Source organism: Aminobacter sp. P9b, assembly GCF_045345995.1.
GTDB classification, from domain to species: domain Bacteria; phylum Pseudomonadota; class Alphaproteobacteria; order Rhizobiales; family Rhizobiaceae; genus Aminobacter; species Aminobacter niigataensis.
This window is the reverse complement of the sequence record NZ_CP150082.1, coordinates 1,744,209-1,761,704: the sequence shown is the minus strand read 5'-3', so window position 1 is coordinate 1,761,704 and position 17,496 is coordinate 1,744,209. Positions and strand designations below refer to the sequence as shown.

Genomic DNA, 17,496 nt, shown 5'->3' with positions numbered 1-17,496 from the left:
TTGGCCCAGACCATGGGCCAGCATATCCCGCCGGATATGCCAGAGCGCTCATATGACCGGCGGCACGGAGAAGCCGCCGGCAAAGGGCATCATGCAGCCGCGGGACGGCGACCGGCGGCAGTCGCCAGCTCACGGATTCCTGGCTCGATATGCTGCAGGGCGATCGAGGAAATACCCAGCCGCATGAAGCGTGTAGGCTTGTCGCCATGCTCGAAGAAGCGTTCGCCCGGCTCGATGATGACGCTGCGCGCCGCCGCCGCCGCGGCAAGCCCGCGCGAGTCCGTTCCGCGCGGCCCCTCGAGCCACAGCGACGTGCCGCCGGCCGAGTCGGTCGACTGCCAGTCCGGCAGAAAAGCCGAGATCGCCTGGACCAATCGCTTGCGCCTCTCGGTGAAGGCCGTCGACAGGCGACGCACCAGCGCCTCATGATGGCCAAGCGACAGGAACAGGGCGACCGCGCGCTGGTTGTTGGCCGGCGGGTGGCGCAGCATGAATCGGCGCAGCGCGCGCAGCTCGGCGATGAGATCCGCCGAGGCGACGATGTAGCCAAGGCGCAGGCCAGGCGCGAGTGTCTTCGACATCGAGCCGACATAGACGACGCGGCCGGAGCGATCGAGGCTCTTCAGCGCCTGCTGCGGCGCCTCGTCGAGCAGCTGGCTGTCGTAGCCATCCTCGATGATGATCTGGTTGTTGCGCGTGGCGCGGGCGAGAAGGTCCTGGCGACGCTCGGCGCTGAGCGGCACCATGGTCGGGCACTGGTGGCTCGGCGTGACGAAGACGAAGCCGGCATCCGAGGGGATGGCTGACGTGACAATGCCCTGCTGATCGACCGGCACGGGCTCGATGTCGGCACCGGCGAGGCGGAAGATCGAACGCGCATCGGGATAGCCCGGATCTTCCATCGCCACCTTGGAGCCCTTGGACATCAAGAGCGAGGCCAGCATGTAGAGCGCGTTCTGGGCGCCCAGCGTGACGATGATCTCGTCCGGATTGGCGAAGATGCCGCGGCGCGGCAAGAGACGCGCCTGGATCTGCTCGATCAGGAGCGGATCGTCGCGGTCGACCATGTCTGCAGCCCAGTTGCGGATCTCCAGAACGGCCAGCGCCATGCGGTTGCATTCGCGCCATTCGGCGGTCGGAAACAGCGTCGGATCGAACTGGCCGTAGACGAAGGGGTAGGACGACTTGATCCAGTTCTCGAGCTTGGCCGGCGGCGGCATGTCAGAGGCAGCGATCTTGCGGCGCGCCTTCCAATCGATGTCATTGGCCTGGTCGGGGGCCTTCTGCTGCGGCTTGGCCGGCGTCGCCAGCACTTCCGGATTGACGAAGTGGCCGCGGCGCTCGCGCGCCACAAGGAAGCCCTGGTCGACCAGCTGCTGGAAGGCCAGCACCACGGTGCCGCGGGCAACACCGAGCTTTTCTGCCAGGATTCGGCAGGACGGCAGCGGCATCGAGGCCGCAATCTGCCGGTCGAGAATGGCGGCGACGATCGCCTGCCTGATCTGCGCCTGGAGCGTCTGGCCTGATTCCGCTGAAATCCGGAACAGGCCGGACCAGATCGCCGTGTCGTTTCGCTGTGGCATAGTGGCGTTTCCTGCATGTCCAGTCTTTTTGACTTTGCTGGACCATAGAAAGCTATCCTTGGCACAAGCCGTTGCACCAATCAATTTTTCTAATCCTATGGATTTATGCCAGTGAACCTTCCCATCGACGGTTGCTGACAGGACCAGTTGAATCGATTGAAATTTGCCCCGATAGTCCGCCGCGACACCCTCTCAATGAGCCCACAGGTCTGCTAGGATGGCGTCGCAGGCGAACGGGCAGCCCAACTTCCGGAGTTCCATGGTGACCGAACAACCCTTCCAGGCGGCTCTTGCCGCGCTTCGCAACCATCGTCAGGAAGCGCCGAAGAACATGCGGGCGGCGTTCGCGTCCGACCCGAAGCGGTTCAAGAACTTTTCGGTCACCGATGACGACCTGTTGTTCGACTGGTCGAAATGCGCCGTCGATGCGACGACCATGGTGCTGCTCGAAAAGCTGGCACAGGTGGTCGATCTCGAGGGCAAGCGCGCGGCGATGTTTGCCGGCCAGCGAATCAACATCACCGAAGACCGGGCGGTGCTGCACACGGCGCTGCGCAACCCGCGCGGCGAAGCGGTCATGCTCGACGGCCAGGACGTGACGGTGGACGTGCATGCCGTGCTCGACGCCATGGCGGCTTTCGCCGACGACATCCGTTCGGGCAAGGCGGCCGGCGCGACCGGCAAGAAGATCACCGACGTCGTCAATATCGGCATCGGCGGCTCCGATCTCGGCCCGGCCATGGCGACGCTGGCGCTGGCGCCCTATCACGACGGGCCGCGCGCCCATTTCGTCTCCAACATCGACGGCGCCCACATTCACGACACGCTGAAGGGGCTCGACGCCGGAACGACGCTGTTCATCATCGCGTCGAAGACCTTCACCACCGTCGAGACCATGACCAATGCCGCAACGGCCCGGCGCTGGGTCGAACAGGCGCTCGGCGCCAAGGCGGTGGGCAGCCATTTTGCGGCCGTGTCGACCGCACTCGACAAGGTCGCGGCCTTCGGCATCGAGCCGTCGCGCGTCTTCGGCTTCTGGGACTGGGTCGGCGGGCGCTATTCCTTGTGGTCGGCGATCGGCCTGCCGATCATGATGGCCATCGGACCGCGGAATTTCCGCGACTTCCTCGCCGGTGCGCACGCCATGGACCGGCATTTCGCCACCGCACCGCTGCTCAAGAACATTCCGGTGCTGATGGGGCTGGTCGGCTTCTGGCACCGCGCGGTGTGCAACTATCCGGCGCGCGCCGTCATCCCCTATGACCAGCGGCTTGCGCGCCTGCCGGCCTATCTGCAGCAGCTCGACATGGAATCGAACGGCAAGAGCGTGACCGTCGCCGGCGGCGCCGCGGTGACGCCCACCGGACCGCTTGTCTGGGGCGAACCCGGCACAAACGGCCAGCACGCCTTCTTCCAGCTGCTGCACCAGGGCACCGATTACATTCCGGTGGAGTTCCTGGCGGCGGCTGAGGGCCATGAACCCGACCTTAGGGAACACCATGACCTTCTGCTCGCCAACTGCCTGGCGCAGTCGGAAGCACTGATGAAGGGCCGCACGCTGGAAGAGGCGCGGCGGCAGATGCTGACCAAGGGCATCAAGCCGGAAGAAGTCGACAAGATCGCGCCGCACCGCGTCTTCTCCGGCAACCGGCCGTCGGTAACGCTGCTCTACCGCAAGCTCGACCCGCATATGCTGGGCCGGCTGATCGCACTCTACGAGCACCGCGTCTTCGTCGAAGCGCAGCTGTTCGGCATCAATGCCTTCGACCAGTGGGGCGTCGAACTGGGCAAGGAACTGGCGACCGGGCTGCTGCCTGTCGTGGAGGGGCGGGAAAATGCCGCGCGAAGCGACGCCTCGACAGCCGGGCTGGTGGAGCATATTCACCGGCTAAGGGCTAAGGAGTAGGTGATTTGCGGGGCATCAAGGGCATACTTTTCGACAAGGATGGAACCCTTGTCGATTTCCAGGCGACGTGGTTCGCCATCGGCGAAATGATGGCGCTGAAGGCGGCGGATGGCGACCGGGCGCGGGCGACCGCCCTGATGGAAGCCGCCGGGTACGATTTCGAGGCTCATTGCTTCAAGGCCGATTCGGTGTTTGCCGCCGGCACCAACGCCGACATCGTGGCGCTGTGGTATCCCGATGCCGACGATGCCGAGCAGGCGGTGCTGGTCAAGATGTTTGACCAGGTCTCGGCCGAACAAGGCTCGGCGCAGGCCGTGGCGCTGCCCGGCAGCAAGGACGCGCTGGCCAGCCTGCACAGTGCCGGCTTCCGGCTCGGCGTCGCCACCAACGATTCGACCAGCGGGGCGGAAAAGACGCTGCTGTCGCTCGGCGTCGCCCAGATGTTCGACGCGGCCTATGGCTACGATGCGGTTGCCAATCCCAAGCCTGCGCCTGATTCGATCCACGCCTTCTCCGACCTCACCGGCCTCAAGCCGTCGGAGATCGCGATGGTCGGCGACAACCGCCACGACCTCGAAATGGCCAAGGCCGGCGGTGCGCTGGCGATCGCCGTGCTTTCGGGAACGGGCACACGCGAGTCGCTGACGCCGATGGCAGACGTCGTGCTCGATTCGATCGCCGACCTGCCGGCGTTCCTGGCTGCCGGCCAAGACTGACAGGGCGCGGTCGCTTCTGCGGCGGCCCTTCCCGTCCAGTGGAAAAACGGGGCACGTCCATCCGCGCAGGTTGCCGGCGAATGCCGACAATCGGCCGTCGTCGCGTGCTGGTTCCGGACCGCTGCGGCGTTTGCCACTTCCGGCCATGATCCCCGCGCCACAATCGGAAGTTCGCGATAGCCCAATGCCGCATCGTGGAATTGGCGGGCAATCCGCTTCAAAATCGGGGGACGACGTCCGCTATCGCTCCCGTGATTGATCGCTGTCCGTGGTCAACGTCCTGAAAAGCACTTCAAGCACCATAGAAACCTTCGGCAGTTCCTGTTTGCTCCGCTGCCACATGACGCTGATGGGGAGCCCGACTGTCGACGCCTCCGGGAGTATTTCAACGATTGTCCCGCTTTCCAACTCGTGCCGTGCAAGCCAGGTCGGAAGTTGAGCCACGCCACAGCCTGCGGCTACCGCCGCAACTTCTGCATCTCCGCTACCGACGGCGATGCGTCCATCGACAACGTGACGTACCCCCGGGTCGTTTTCGGTTTCCTTGAACATCCACGAAGTGGCTGTACCGCCAGCCTTCTTGTAGACGATGCAATCGCGTTGTTTCAGATCGGCGACTGACAAGACCGGACCGTGGCGCTTCAGATATTCTGGCGAGGCGCAGAAAATCACCCGCTCGAAGCCCAGGAGCCGGTGCCCGAGGGAGGGTTGCCAAACCGCAGGCCCTCCGATCCGGACGACGATATCGATCTCCTCGGCAATTAGATCGACGAAGTGGTCGGAAAAGGAAATTTGCGGGCGAAGGCGCGGATGCTCGTTCGCGAACCGCAAGAGATGAGGCAGAACGTGCAACCTCCCGTAGGACACCGGGACGTCTATCCGTAGGCGACCTGCGGGCTCGAGCCGCTCGGCCGTGAGAATAGCCTCTGCATCCTCAAGGTCGGCAAGGATCTTTGCGCATGTCCGATAGTACGCCACGCCCGCGTCGGTGAGGGACAGGCTTCGGGTGGTTCTGGCGAACAATCGCGTACCAAGGCGTTGTTCAAGTCTTGCGACCGCCTTTCCTACCGCGGAATTGGTGATCTTCAGCCGCGAAGCCGCTGCCGTGAAGCTTCCGCTGTCAGCGGCTGCGACGAACGCATCAATGCCCTTGAGCCGTTCCGGCAACATCTCGACTCGTCCTAATTCTGGAATTCCAGTCCATTATTTCTGGAAATCTTAGCCAGAGACACATGTAAACTTCCATTATACCTGGATGTGCATCTTCGTTCCCATGGTGATCATCGATGCACACGACCTCTTCGGCTTTCCCTTCATCCACGGATCGGGAGGGCATTCCAAAGCCCGGCCTTTCGATCTTTCTCCTTGCAGTTGCGGCATTTCTGATCGTCACGACGGAATACATCATTCTTGGAATCCTGCCTGCTCTTGCCCGAGACCTTGATATATCGATCTCCACCGCAGGCCAGTTGGTCACCTTGTTCGCCTTCACGGTGATGCTGTTCGGGCCGCCTCTGACGGCTGCCCTGTCGCATCTCGATCGAAAGCAGCTGTCTATTGGAATCCTGCTCGTTTTCGTTGTTTCGAACGCCGTAGCGGCTGTAGCGCCCAACATATGGGTCCTGGCGGCAGCGCGTTTTGTCCCGGCTCTGTTCCTGCCGGTATTCTGGGGGACTGCCAGTGAAACTGCTGGCCAGTTGGCTGGACAAAGGCACGCTGGACGCGCGGTTTCAAAGGTCTATCTCGGTATCTCGGCGGCCCTCGTCTTCGGAATCCCGCTCGGTACCATCGCGACAAACACGATAGGCTGGCGTGGGACCTTCTGGGTCCTCGCGGTCATGTCGCTGGCGATGGCGATCGCCATGGCGGCGATGATGCAAAAGCTTCCCGCACCTCCTACGACTGCCCCAGGGACACGGCAGGCTCATGTTCTCAGGGACAAGGCCTTTTTGGCGAACGTCCTCCTGTCAGTCTTTCTCTTTACGGCAATGTTCACCGCCTACACCTATCTGGCGGACATGCTGGTACGTCTGGCAAACATCGCGCCAAAGCATGTCGGCTGGTGGCTGATGGGCTTTGGTGCGGTCGGCATGCTTGGCAACTGGCTGGGCGGACGCATGGTCGACAAGGCCCCACTCGGGGCGAGCATGCTGTTCGCCGCAATCCTGGCCGTGGCCATGCTCGCATTCGCGCCCTTGGCAGGTTCGACGGTCGGATTGACTTTGTCCCTTGTCGCTTGGGGCGTTGCCTACACTGCCTTGTTCCCAATCTGCCAGGTCCGGGTGATGAAGGCTGGCGCGGGTGCCCAGGCACTTGCGGGAACCATCAACGTTTCCGCCGCCAACGCTGGCACAGGACTTGGTGCGATTTTCGGCGGCCTCACCATCGATCATCTGGGCCTGGAGAGCGTGGGAGCGGTATCGAGCGGGGTCGCCGCCATAGCCATCCTCGTCGCTCTGGCGATGTCGGTTCGGCTTCGGCGCCTCGCCACCGCATAAGCTCCACCACGCCCGATTGTGGCCCAAACGAGCATCCTGGGCGAACGACGGTTTCCCAACCGTCTCAGACGCGATGAGAATGGCGTTGCCGATCAAATGCCCGACGCAAAAACGGCCACCGTGGACAACGCGACATCAGAACTTGTAGGCGACCCCGAACCGGACGTCCTTGCATGTCCGGTTCGTATGCCGACATACCCTCCCGTCCAGACGACATTGGAAGCCGGCGGAGCAGCCACCGAGTCAGCCCTTGCAGCACTGGCGGACATGGCCAACAGCGCTACCCCGACGCCGGATTGTTCGACGCCGGCCTCGATATATGGCGGCTGCAGCCGTGGGAAAGCTGAGGGGGCAGAAGCCCCCTCGCCTATTCGAACACGATCGTAGGTGTGGCTGCTGCGGCGGCGCCCTGCTCTTGCTGTAGCCGCTCCCAGACCTTGGTGGCGATGTCGCGATAGGTCTTGGCCTCGACGCTGTCGGGCCTGGCCACGGTGACCGGCGTGCCGGCATCGGAGCTTTCGCGGATGCCCATTTCCAGCGGCACTTCGCCGAGGAAGGTCACGCCGAGGCGCTCGGCCTCCTTCCTGGCGCCGCCATGACCGAAGATGTCGTAGCGCTTGCCGGTATCGGGGGCGACGAAATAGCTCATGTTCTCGACGATGCCGAGCAGCGGCACGTCAACCTTCTTGAACATGTTCAACCCCTTGCGGGCGTCGATCAGGGCCAGGTCCTGCGGCGTGGAGACGATGACGGCGCCGGCCAGAGGCACCTGCTGGGCCATGGTCAGCTGGGCGTCACCGGTGCCAGGCGGCATGTCGACGACGAGCACGTCGAGCGGACCCCATTCGACTTCGCGCAGCATCTGCGTCAGCGCCGACATGACCATCGGGCCGCGCCAGATCATCGGTGTCTCCTCGTCGACGAGGAAGCCCATAGACATGACCTTGAGGCCGTAATTCTGCATCGGCTTCAGGATCTTGCCATCGACCGTTTCGGGGCGGCCATGGATGCCGAGAAGCTTGGGCATCGACGGGCCGTAGATGTCGGCATCGAGCACGCCGACCTTGAGACCGTTGGCGGCGAGGCCGAGTGCGATGTTGACGGCAGTCGTCGACTTGCCGACGCCGCCCTTGCCGGAGGCAACCGCGATGATCGCGGCAATGCCGGGCACGCCGCGCTTGCCCTGCGACTGCGAGGCGGGCGCGTGCGGTGCGGGGCGTGCGGCGGGCGCGGCTGCCGGACGCGGAGGTGCCGGGCGCTGCGGCACCGGCGCTTCCATGCCGCCGCCCTTCTTCTCGGCGGTCAGGGCCACGACAGCGCCATTGACGCCGGGAATGGCCTTGACAACGCGCTCGGCGGCGGCACGCAGCGGCTCCATTTCCTGGGCGCGCGCGGCCGGCACGGTGATCGAGAAGAACACCTTGCCGTCAGCGATGAAGATGTCGGAAACCAATCCGAGATCGACGATGTTGCCTGAGAAATCCGGGCCGTTGACCGTCTTGAGACGCTCCACAACGGTTTCTTTGGTGACTGTCATGTGTCGAACCTGTCTGCTTCCTTGTTGGGCTTCAGATAATGCAGTTTGGCGAAAGAACCAAGCTACCCGAAATGGCAGTCGACGGCTGCGCTTGGCAAAGCGGCATCGCGCCCCACCTGTCATGGACATGATTTTTTTGCCGATGTGTCGGCATCGACCAGCCTGCGGCGTCCTTGGTGCAGACACCCAACCAGGGAGAAATGCGATGAAATTCGTCAACTACCTGTTCTTCAACGGCAATTGCCGCGAAGCCTTCGCGTTCTACGCCAAGGTTTTCGACGGCGAGATCGTCGGCATGCTCACTCACCGCGAAACGCCGGCCAGCAAGGACGTTTCGGAGGAATGGCAGGACAAGATCATCAATGCCCAGCTCGTCATCGGCGACGAGATGATCATGGCCTCCGATGCACCGCCACAATACCGGACGGAGATGTCGGGATTTTCGGTATCGGTCGACACGGACGACCTGGCCAAGGCCGAGGCGATCTTCGCAGCACTTGCAGATGGCGGCACGGTCAACATGCCGTTCAGCCCGACCTTCTGGGCCAAGGGCTTCGGCATGGTGAAGGACAAGTTCGGCACGCCGTGGATGATCAGCAGCGGCAACGCCGAGTAACAGCACGAGTGCGATTTCACGAGGAAAACATGACCTATTCAGCCATTGAAACTCCCGCAATTTCGAATGTGGCACTGTGGACCGGCCGCGCACTGAGCGGCGCGGTGATCGCGTTCCTGGTCTTTGACGCGGCGATCAAACTCGTGCCGCTGCAAGTGGTGATCGAAACCACCGCGGCACTCGGCTTTCCACCGGAGCTTGCCCGGACCCTCGGCGTGCTGACCCTTGCCTGCGCGGCGCTCTATGCCTGGCCACGAACGGCCGTCCTCGGCGCGATCCTGCTGACCGGCTATCTCGGCGGCGCCATCGCCATCCACCTACGCATCGGCAACCCGCTGTTTTCGCACACTTTGTTCGGCGTCTATCTCGGGCTGATGGCCTGGGGCGGGCTCTATCTGCGCGATCCACGCCTGCAGGCGCTGATCCCGTTCCGCCGCTGAAGCCATATCCACGGAGACAACCATGCAGATTCTCGCCATCATCCTCGGCCTGATCGTGATCGCGATCCTCGCCATCCTGGCGATTGCCGCAACCAAGCCCGCCACGTTCAGCATTCGGCGAACGACCGATGTCGATGCCGCACCGGAAGCAATCTTTCCGCTGATCAATGACTTCCGCAATTGGCACGACTGGTCGCCATGGGAAGCGCTCGACCCCGACCTCAAGCGCAAGATGAGTGGCGCCGAATCGGGTCGCGGCGCGGTCTACGAATGGGAGGGCAACAAGAAGGTCGGCAGCGGCCGGATGGAGATCACCGAGGTGACGGCACCGACCAAGGTGGTCATCAAGCTCGACTTCCTGAAGCCGTTCGAGGCGCACAATGTGGCGCGCTTCACCATGGAGCCGCAGAACGGAAAAACGCGGCTGAATTGGGAAATGACCGGCCCATCGCCCTTCATGTCCAAGGTGATGCAGGTGTTCATGAACTTCGACACGATGGTCGGCACGGACTTCGAAAAGGGCCTCGCCAGCCTCAAGGCGATCGCCGAACGGCAGCGCCTCGCCGGCTCGTGAGTCCGTCGGTCTGGCGCAACAAGGCCTGTCGCCCCGCCGGGGCGGCACTATCTTCATCAGGATGTGGGGCAGCACGAAAGGAAACTGACATGCTTGGTCAAATCAACGCCGTTGCCAATCTGGCCGTCAAGGACCTCGGGCGCGCCAAGACCTTCTATGAGCGCACGCTCGGCCTCAAGGAGATCGACCATATGGGCGAAGAGGTGTCGGTGCTGAAGAGCGGCGACACCGTGATCAACGTCTACCGGTCGGACTATGCCGGAACCAACAAGGCGACAGCGGTAAGCTGGGCCGTCGGCGACAAGATCGACAGGCTGGTCGATGAATTGAAGTCGAAAGGCGTGACATTCGAGCACTACGACATGCCGGATACCCGCCATGAAGGCGACGTCCATGTCTTCGGCGACATCAGGGTTGCCTGGTTCAAGGATCCCGACGGGAACATACTGAACCTCATCAACCAGTGATTTTCATAGCAAGTGCAATGTGATGGCTGGCCTAATCGATCGGCGCCGGATAGTTTTGCGGCATGATCGACAAGCTCGAATTCTTCATCGCACTCGCAAGGGAGCAACATTTCGGACGCGCAGCCGAGGAATGCGGCGTCACCCAGCCGACGCTTTCGGCCGGGATCAAGCAGCTCGAGGACATCCTGGGCGTGATGCTGGTGCAGCGCGGCTCGCGCTTCCAGGGCCTGACGCCGGAAGGCCGGCAGGTGCTGGACTGGGCGCGGCGCATCGTCGGCGACACCCGCGCCATGCGCGAGGAAATGCGCGCCGCCCGCCACGGCCTTTCGGGCCGCATCCGGATCGCCGCCATCCCGACGGCACTCGCGATGGTGCCGCGGCTGACGACGCCGTTTCGCGACAAGCATCCCGGCGTCACCTTCTCGATCCTGTCGCGGACGTCGATCGAAGTGCTGTCGCTGCTCGGCAATTTCGAGATCGATGCGGGAATCACCTATCTCGACAACGAACCGCTGGGGCGCGTGACCAGCGTGCCGCTCTATGCCGAGCGCTATCAGCTGATCACCGCTGCGGGGAACGAATATTCCGATCGTGACAAGGTGACGTGGGAAGAGGTGAGCACGCTGCCGCTTTGCCTCCTGACCCCCGACATGCAGAACCGCCGCATCATCGACCAGCACCTCGCCGATGCCGGCGTGCAGGTCCGGCCGACGCTCGAATCGAACTCGATGATCGTGCTGTTTTCGCACATCCGCACCGGCAAATGGTCGTCGATCATGCCGCTGAACCTCGCGGAAACCTTCGGTTTTGCCGAACCTATCAGGGCGATTCCGATCGTCGAGCCGGATGCCAGCCACAATGTCGGCCTGGTCGTGGCGCGGCGCGATCCGAACACCACGCTGGTGCAGGCGCTGCTTGACGAAGCCATGACGCTGGCAGGCGATTTTCGCCGTCAATCCTGAGCTAGGCTTTTCCTGCTTTCGTCCACTCGATAGAAAATTTTTATCATGTGACGAAACAGCTTTATTGATTCCGGCTGCCAAAATCGGGTTCAATAGGGAAATAGCGCCCATGTTAGGCGCCAGTGTCAGGGAGGGCGCTGCGTGGTCATGCAGCCAGCAAGTACCGAACTCGCCGCGCGCACGGCCGCGGTGATCAGCGAAATGAAGAACCTCGAGGGTCCGCTGATCCCGATTCTTCACGGCGTCCAGGAGGAATTCGGCTATGTTCCGCAGGAGACCCTGCCGATCATCGCCGAGGCGCTGAACATTTCGCGGGCCGAAGTCCACGGCGTCTTCACCTTCTACCACGATTTCCGCCACAACCCGGCTGGACGGCATGTGCTGAAGGTCTGCCAGGCCGAGGCCTGCCAGTCGATGGGCAGCGATGCCATCGCCGCCCAGATCAAGCAGACGCTCGGCATCGGCTTCCACGAGACCAGCAAGGACGGCGCGGTCACGCTGGAGCCGATCTATTGCCTGGGCCTGTGCGCCTGTGCTCCCGCCGCGATGCTCGACGGCCAGGTGATCGGCCGGCTTGACGCAGACAAGATCGAAGAAATCGCCGAAGAGGTGCGCAAATGAGCGTGACGATCTACGTTCCCGGCGATTCCGGCGCGCTTTCGCTCGGTGCCGAAAAGGTCGCCAAGGCGATCGCCAAAGAGGCGGCCGAGCGCGGCGTCGACGCCAAGATCGTGCGCAATGGTTCGCGCGGCCTGTACTGGCTCGAGCCGATGGTCGAGGTCGTTACCGATGCCGGCCGCACAGCCTACGGTCCCGTGTCGAACAAGGACGTGGCGTCGCTGTTCGACGCAGGTTTCGTCACCGGCGGCCAGCACAAGCTGTCGCTCGGCGACCCGGAAAAGCTGCCCTACGTCGCCAAGCAGACACGCCTGACCTTTGCCCGCTGCGGCATCACCGACCCGCTGTCGCTGGAAGACTACGAAGCACATGGCGGCCTGACCGGCCTGCGCAACGCGGTCAAGATGGCCCCTGCCGACGTCGTCAAGCAGGTGACCGAGTCCGGCCTGCGCGGCCGCGGCGGCGCCGGTTTCCCGACCGGCATCAAGTGGAAGACGGTTCTCGATACCCCTGGCGAGCAGAAATACATCGTCTGCAACGCCGACGAAGGCGACTCGGCAACCTTCGCCGACCGCATGATCATGGAAGGCGATCCCTTCGTGCTGATCGAAGGCATGGCGATCGCCGGCCTCGCGACCCACGCGACCAAGGGCTACGTCTACATCCGCTCCGAATATCCGCATGCGATCGCGGTGATGACGAAGGCGGTGGAAGTCGCCAAGAAGGCCGGCATTCTCGGCAAGAGCGTTCTCGGATCCTCCCAAGGCTTTGACATCGAGATCCGCTCCGGCGCCGGCGCCTATGTCTGCGGCGAAGAAACCTCGCTGCTGAACAGCCTCGAAGGCAAGCGCGGCGTGGTCCGCGCCAAGCCGCCGCTGCCGGCGATCCAGGGCCTGTTCGGCAAGCCCACCGTCATCAACAACGTCATCTCGCTCGCTTCCGTGCCGATCGTCATGGACAAGGGCGCGCAGTACTACAAGGACTTCGGCATGGGCCGCTCGCGCGGCACCATCCCGATCCAGATCGCCGGCAACGTCAAGCATGGCGGCCTGTTCGAAGTGGCCTTCGGCCTGACGCTGGGCGAGATCGTCGACGAGATCGGCGGCGGCACGGCATCGGGACGTCCGGTCAAGGCGGTGCAGGTCGGCGGCCCGCTCGGCGCCTATTTCCCGCGCGCTTTGTTCGACACGCCCTTCGACTACGAGGCGTTCGCGGCCAAGGACGGCCTGATCGGCCACGCCGGCATCACCGTGTTCGACGACAGCGCCGACATGCTGAAGCAGGCACGCTTTGCCATGGAATTCTGCGCCATCGAAAGCTGCGGCAAGTGCACGCCCTGCCGCATCGGCTCGACGCGCGGCGTCGAGACGCTGGACAAGCTGGCCCAGAACATCGAGCCGGAGAAGCAGCTCGCGCTGGTGACCGACCTCTGCAACACGATGAAGTTTGGTTCGCTCTGCGCGCTGGGCGGTTTCACGCCTTATCCGGTGATGAGCGCCATCAACCATTTCCCCGAAGATTTCCGGCCGGCAGCGGTCGCACAGGCAGCGGAATAGGAGACAGCATCATGGGTCTCGTACACGAAATCGACTTCGGCACCCCCGCCTCCAAGTCCGAAAAACAAGTCACCCTGATCGTCGATGGCTTCGAGGTCACCGTGCCGGAAGGCACCTCGATCATGCGCGCCTCGATGGAGGCCGGCATCGAGATCCCGAAGCTCTGCGCCACCGACATGGTCGACGCGTTCGGCTCCTGCCGTCTCTGCCTGGTGGAGATCGAGGGCCGCAACGGCACGCCGTCTTCCTGCACCACGCCCGTCATGCCGGGCATGGTGGTGCACACCCAGACCGGCCGCCTGAAGGATATCCGCAAGGGCGTGATGGAGCTCTACATCTCCGACCACCCGCTCGACTGCCTGACCTGTGCCGCCAATGGCGACTGCGAACTGCAGGACATGGCCGGCGCTGTCGGCCTGCGCGACGTGCGCTATGGCTATGAAGGCGACAACCACGTTCGCGCGAAGAACGACGGGGCCGAAAACTTCAAGTGGATGGCCAAGGACGAGTCCAACCCCTATTTCACCTACGATCCGTCCAAGTGCATCGTCTGCTCGCGCTGCGTGCGTGCCTGTGAAGAGGTTCAGGGCACCTTTGCGCTGACCATCGAAGGCCGTGGCTTCGACAGCCGCGTTTCGCCGGGCGTGCACGAACTGTTCCTCGACAGCGAGTGCGTTTCCTGCGGCGCCTGCGTGCAGGCCTGCCCGACGGCGACGCTGACGGAAAAGTCGGTCATCGAGATCGGCCAGCCCGAGCACTCGGTCGTCACCACCTGCGCCTATTGCGGCGTCGGCTGCTCGTTCAAGGCCGAGATGCGCGGCGAAGAGCTGGTGCGCATGGTGCCGTGGAAAGACGGCAAGGCCAATCGCGGCCACTCCTGCGTCAAGGGCCGCTTCGCCTACGGCTACGCCACCCACAAGGAGCGCATCCTCAACCCGATGATCCGCGAGAAGATCACCGACCCCTGGCGCGAAGTGTCGTGGGAAGAGGCGATCGATTACACGACCAAGGAATTCCGCCGCATCCAGTACCAGTACGGACGCGGCGCCGTGGGCGGCATCACCTCGTCGCGCTGCACCAACGAGGAAACCTTCCTCGTGCAGAAGCTGATCCGCCAGGGTTTCGGCAACAACAACGTCGACACCTGCGCCCGCGTCTGCCACTCGCCGACCGGCTATGGCCTCGGCCAGACCTACGGCACGTCGGCCGGCACGCAGGACTTCGATTCGGTCGAAGACACCGATGTCGCGCTGATCATCGGCGCCAATCCTGCCTCGGCCCACCCGGTGTTCGCTTCACGCCTGAAGAAGCGCCTGCGCGCCGGTGCCAAGCTGATCGTCATCGATCCGCGCCGCACGGAAATGGTGAAGTCGGCCCACATCCTGGCTGAGCATCACCTGGCGCTGAAGCCAGGCACGAACGTGGCCGTGGTTACCGCGCTGGCACATGTCATCGTCACCGAGGGCCTGTTCAACGAGACATTCATCCGCGAGCGCTGCGACTGGTCGGAATTCCAGGATTACGCAGAGTTCGTCTCGGATCCGCGCCACAGCCCCGAGGAAGTCGAGAAGCTTTCGGGCGTTCCGGCGGAGACGATCCGGGGTGCCGCCCGCCTTTACGCCACCGGCGGCAATGGCGCGATCTACTACGGCCTCGGCGTGACCGAGCACAGCCAGGGTTCGACCACCGTCATCGGCATCGCCAACCTCGCCATGCTGACCGGCAATATCGGCCGCAAGGGCGTCGGCGTGAACCCGCTGCGCGGCCAGAACAACGTGCAGGGCGCCTGCGACATGGGCTCGTTCCCGCACGAACTGCCGGGCTACCGCCACATTTCGGGCGACGCCGTGCGCGACATCTATGACAGCCTGTGGGGCGTCAAGCTCGACAACGAGCCGGGCCTGCGCATCCCCAACATGCTGGACGCCGCCGTCGACGGCACGTTCAAGGGCATCTACATCCAGGGTGAGGACATCCTGCAGTCGGACCCCGACACCAAGCACGTGTCGGCCGGCCTCGAGGCGATGGAATGCGTTGTCGTGCAGGACCTTTTCTTGAACGAAACCGCAAATTACGCCCACGTGTTCCTGCCGGGCTCGACCTTCCTCGAGAAGGACGGCACCTTCACCAACGCCGAGCGCCGCATCAACCGCGTGCGCAAGGTGATGACCCCGAAGAACGGTTATGCCGACTGGGAAGTGACGCAGAAACTCGCCCAGGCAATGGGTCTGAACTGGAACTACAAGCACCCGTCCGAGATCATGGACGAGGTTGCCAAGACGACGCCGAGCTTCGCCAACGTCTCCTACGACTTCCTGGAGAAGATGGGCTCGGTGCAGTGGCCGTGCAACGAAAAGGCGCCTGAAGGCACGCCGATCATGCACATCGACGGCTTCGTCCGCGGCAAGGGCAAGTTCATCCGCACCGAATATGTCGCGACGGACGAAAAGACCGGCCCTCGCTTCCCGCTGCTGCTTACCACCGGCCGTATTCTCAGCCAGTACAATGTCGGCGCGCAGACCCGGCGTACCGAAAACGTCGCCTGGCATGCCGAGGACCTGCTGGAGATCCACCCGCACGATGCCGAAAACCGCGGCTTGCGCGACGGCGACTGGGTGCGGCTGCAGAGCCGCGCCGGCGAGACGACGCTCAGGGCACAGATCACCGACAAGGTGTCGCCAGGCGTGGTCTACACCACCTTCCACCACCCCGACACGCAGGCCAACGTCATCACCACCGACTTCTCCGACTGGGCAACCAACTGTCCGGAGTACAAGGTGACGGCGGTTCAGGTCGGCGCCTCCAACGGGCCGTCGGAATGGCAGAAGGGCTACAACGAGCAGGCACAGCAGAGCCGGCGCATTGCCGGGCATCTGGAAGCGGCGGAGTAGCGACGGCGTGACCACTCGCCCCGCAATCACCCAGACCTCCCGTCTCGCCCGCCGGGCGAGCGGGACGACGGTTGCCAACCGCATGGTGCCCGAAGAGACGCCGGTGGCGTTGTCTTATGGCGGCACCACGCATGCGGTGATGATGGCGAGCCCGGCCGACTTCGACGATTTCGCGCTTGGCTTCTCGCTGACCGAAGGCATCATCGGCTCGGTCGAAGAAATCGAGTCGATCGAGGTGCTGGACGTCGAGGCCGGCATCGACATCCAGATCAGGCTCAAGGACAAGGCCAACAAGCGCTTCGAACAGCGCCGTCGCCGCCTCGCCGGACCTGTCGGCTGCGGATTGTGCGGCATCGAATCCATCGAAGAGGCGATGCGCTCGGTCGACGATGTGCACAAGGCAACGTCAGGGCTTTCCTCCGACGACATCGTGCAGGCGGTGAAGCTGCTGTCCAAGGTCCAGCCGCTGCATGCGGAGACCGGCGCGGTACACGCAGCCGGCTTCTACGTGCCTGGCAAGGGCATTGTCGCGGCGCGCGAGGATGTAGGCCGCCACAACGCTCTCGACAAGCTTGCCGGCGCCCTCGACAAGGCAGGCATATCGGGCGCGTCGGGCGCCGTGGTCGTGACCAGCCGGGTGTCGGTGGAAATGGTTCAAAAGACGGCCGCCATCGGCGCGCCTTTCATCATTGCCGTATCGGCGCCAACCGCACTGGCCATCCGCACCGCCGAACAGGCCGGCATGACACTGATTGCACTCGTGCGTGGCGACGATTTCGACATCTTCACCCATCCAGACCGCGTAAGTACCGGAGCCGCCAAAAATGTCGCATGAAGAGCACAAGATGGGGACGAAGGAAAAACTCGTCTACATGGCGAACCAGATCGCGACCTTCTTCGAAACCAAACCCCATGACGAGGGTGTGGCCGGTGTCGCCAAGCACATCAACGATTTCTGGGATCCGCGCATGCGGCGCCAGTTCTTCGAGATGTTCGATGAAGGCGGCAAGGGCATGAAGCCGCTTGTCATCGAGGCGGCCGCCACGATCCGTCGCCCCAGGCAGGACGCAGCCTGACCGCACCGAAGCCGGCGGAACAGGCCGTTCCCCCCGACCAAACATCTGCTATGTTA

General features: G+C 63.5%; 16 protein-coding genes. 13 read left to right on the top strand and 3 right to left on the bottom strand.

All coding sequences use genetic code 11. From position 1 onward, the window contains the following. Positions 1 to 89: 89 nt before the first annotated feature. Positions 90 to 1,583 carry a PLP-dependent aminotransferase family protein gene (locus WHT83_RS08710; RefSeq protein WP_108609442.1) on the bottom strand — a complete coding sequence of 498 codons (1,494 nt, stop codon included), beginning with the start codon at positions 1,581 to 1,583 and terminating at the stop codon, positions 90 to 92. Between the two features lie 262 nt (positions 1,584 to 1,845). Between WHT83_RS08710 and pgi the strand changes: the two genes are divergently transcribed. Further along, positions 1,846 to 3,489 carry a glucose-6-phosphate isomerase gene (gene pgi, locus WHT83_RS08705; protein ID WP_406873550.1) on the top strand — a complete coding sequence of 548 codons (1,644 nt, stop codon included), beginning with the start codon at positions 1,846 to 1,848 and terminating at the stop codon, positions 3,487 to 3,489. 5 nt (positions 3,490 to 3,494) lie between these two features. Beyond that, complete coding sequence (locus tag WHT83_RS08700; protein WP_108609443.1) at positions 3,495 to 4,205, top strand: HAD family hydrolase; 711 nt, start codon at positions 3,495 to 3,497, stop codon at positions 4,203 to 4,205. A 240-nt stretch (positions 4,206 to 4,445) separates the two neighbouring features. Here the strand turns inward: WHT83_RS08700 and WHT83_RS08695 are convergent, their stop codons facing one another. After that, complete coding sequence (locus WHT83_RS08695) at positions 4,446 to 5,375, bottom strand: LysR substrate-binding domain-containing protein (RefSeq protein ID WP_406873549.1); 930 nt, start codon at positions 5,373 to 5,375, stop codon at positions 4,446 to 4,448. Positions 5,376 to 5,491: 116 nt separating this feature from the next. Here WHT83_RS08695 and WHT83_RS08690 point away from each other — a divergent pair, with 116 nt between their 5' ends. Next, a complete protein-coding gene (locus WHT83_RS08690) occupies positions 5,492 to 6,703 on the top strand; it encodes an MFS transporter (RefSeq protein ID WP_406873548.1) in 1,212 nt (403 codons plus the stop codon). Positions 6,704 to 7,070: 367 nt separating this feature from the next. Here the strand turns inward: WHT83_RS08690 and WHT83_RS08685 are convergent, their stop codons facing one another. Continuing rightward, positions 7,071 to 8,240: an Mrp/NBP35 family ATP-binding protein gene (locus WHT83_RS08685; RefSeq protein WP_108609446.1), complete on the bottom strand. Its 1,170-nt coding sequence runs from the start codon at positions 8,238 to 8,240 to the stop codon at positions 7,071 to 7,073. Between the two features lie 205 nt (positions 8,241 to 8,445). On the opposite strand from WHT83_RS08685, the gene WHT83_RS08680 reads away from it, so the two are divergent. The 10 genes from WHT83_RS08680 (at position 8,446) to WHT83_RS08635 (ending at position 17,440) form a co-directional block, all read left to right on the top strand. Continuing rightward, positions 8,446 to 8,856: a VOC family protein gene (locus WHT83_RS08680; protein ID WP_108609447.1), complete on the top strand. Its 411-nt coding sequence runs from the start codon at positions 8,446 to 8,448 to the stop codon at positions 8,854 to 8,856. A gap of 29 nt (positions 8,857 to 8,885) precedes the next feature. After that, positions 8,886 to 9,296, top strand: a complete 411-nt coding sequence (locus WHT83_RS08675) for a DoxX family protein (protein ID WP_108609448.1) — start codon at positions 8,886 to 8,888, stop codon at positions 9,294 to 9,296. Positions 9,297 to 9,318: 22 nt separating this feature from the next. Beyond that, on the top strand, positions 9,319 to 9,870 hold the full coding sequence (locus tag WHT83_RS08670; protein ID WP_406873547.1) for an SRPBCC family protein: 552 nt from the start codon (positions 9,319 to 9,321) through the stop codon (positions 9,868 to 9,870). 89 nt (positions 9,871 to 9,959) lie between these two features. Further along, a complete protein-coding gene (locus WHT83_RS08665; protein WP_183264088.1) occupies positions 9,960 to 10,337 on the top strand; it encodes a VOC family protein in 378 nt (125 codons plus the stop codon). Between the two features lie 62 nt (positions 10,338 to 10,399). Next, positions 10,400 to 11,299: a LysR family transcriptional regulator gene (locus tag WHT83_RS08660; protein ID WP_108609451.1), complete on the top strand. Its 900-nt coding sequence runs from the start codon at positions 10,400 to 10,402 to the stop codon at positions 11,297 to 11,299. A 141-nt stretch (positions 11,300 to 11,440) separates the two neighbouring features. Next, positions 11,441 to 11,920, top strand: a complete 480-nt coding sequence (locus WHT83_RS08655) for a formate dehydrogenase subunit gamma (RefSeq protein WP_183264089.1) — start codon at positions 11,441 to 11,443, stop codon at positions 11,918 to 11,920. Further along, entirely contained in the window at positions 11,917 to 13,473 is a 1,557-nt protein-coding gene (locus WHT83_RS08650) for a formate dehydrogenase beta subunit (protein ID WP_406873546.1), read from the top strand. Before WHT83_RS08655 ends, WHT83_RS08650 begins: the two co-directional genes overlap by 4 nt. Before the next feature lie 11 nt (positions 13,474 to 13,484). Next, on the top strand, positions 13,485 to 16,364 hold the full coding sequence (gene fdhF / locus WHT83_RS08645) for a formate dehydrogenase subunit alpha (protein ID WP_108609454.1): 2,880 nt from the start codon (positions 13,485 to 13,487) through the stop codon (positions 16,362 to 16,364). Positions 16,365 to 16,371: 7 nt separating this feature from the next. Continuing rightward, complete coding sequence (gene fdhD, locus WHT83_RS08640; protein ID WP_108609455.1) at positions 16,372 to 17,199, top strand: formate dehydrogenase accessory sulfurtransferase FdhD; 828 nt, start codon at positions 16,372 to 16,374, stop codon at positions 17,197 to 17,199. Next, positions 17,189 to 17,440, top strand: a complete 252-nt coding sequence (locus WHT83_RS08635) for a formate dehydrogenase subunit delta (protein ID WP_108609456.1) — start codon at positions 17,189 to 17,191, stop codon at positions 17,438 to 17,440. Before fdhD ends, WHT83_RS08635 begins: the two co-directional genes overlap by 11 nt. The last annotated feature ends 56 nt before the right edge of the window (positions 17,441 to 17,496 follow it).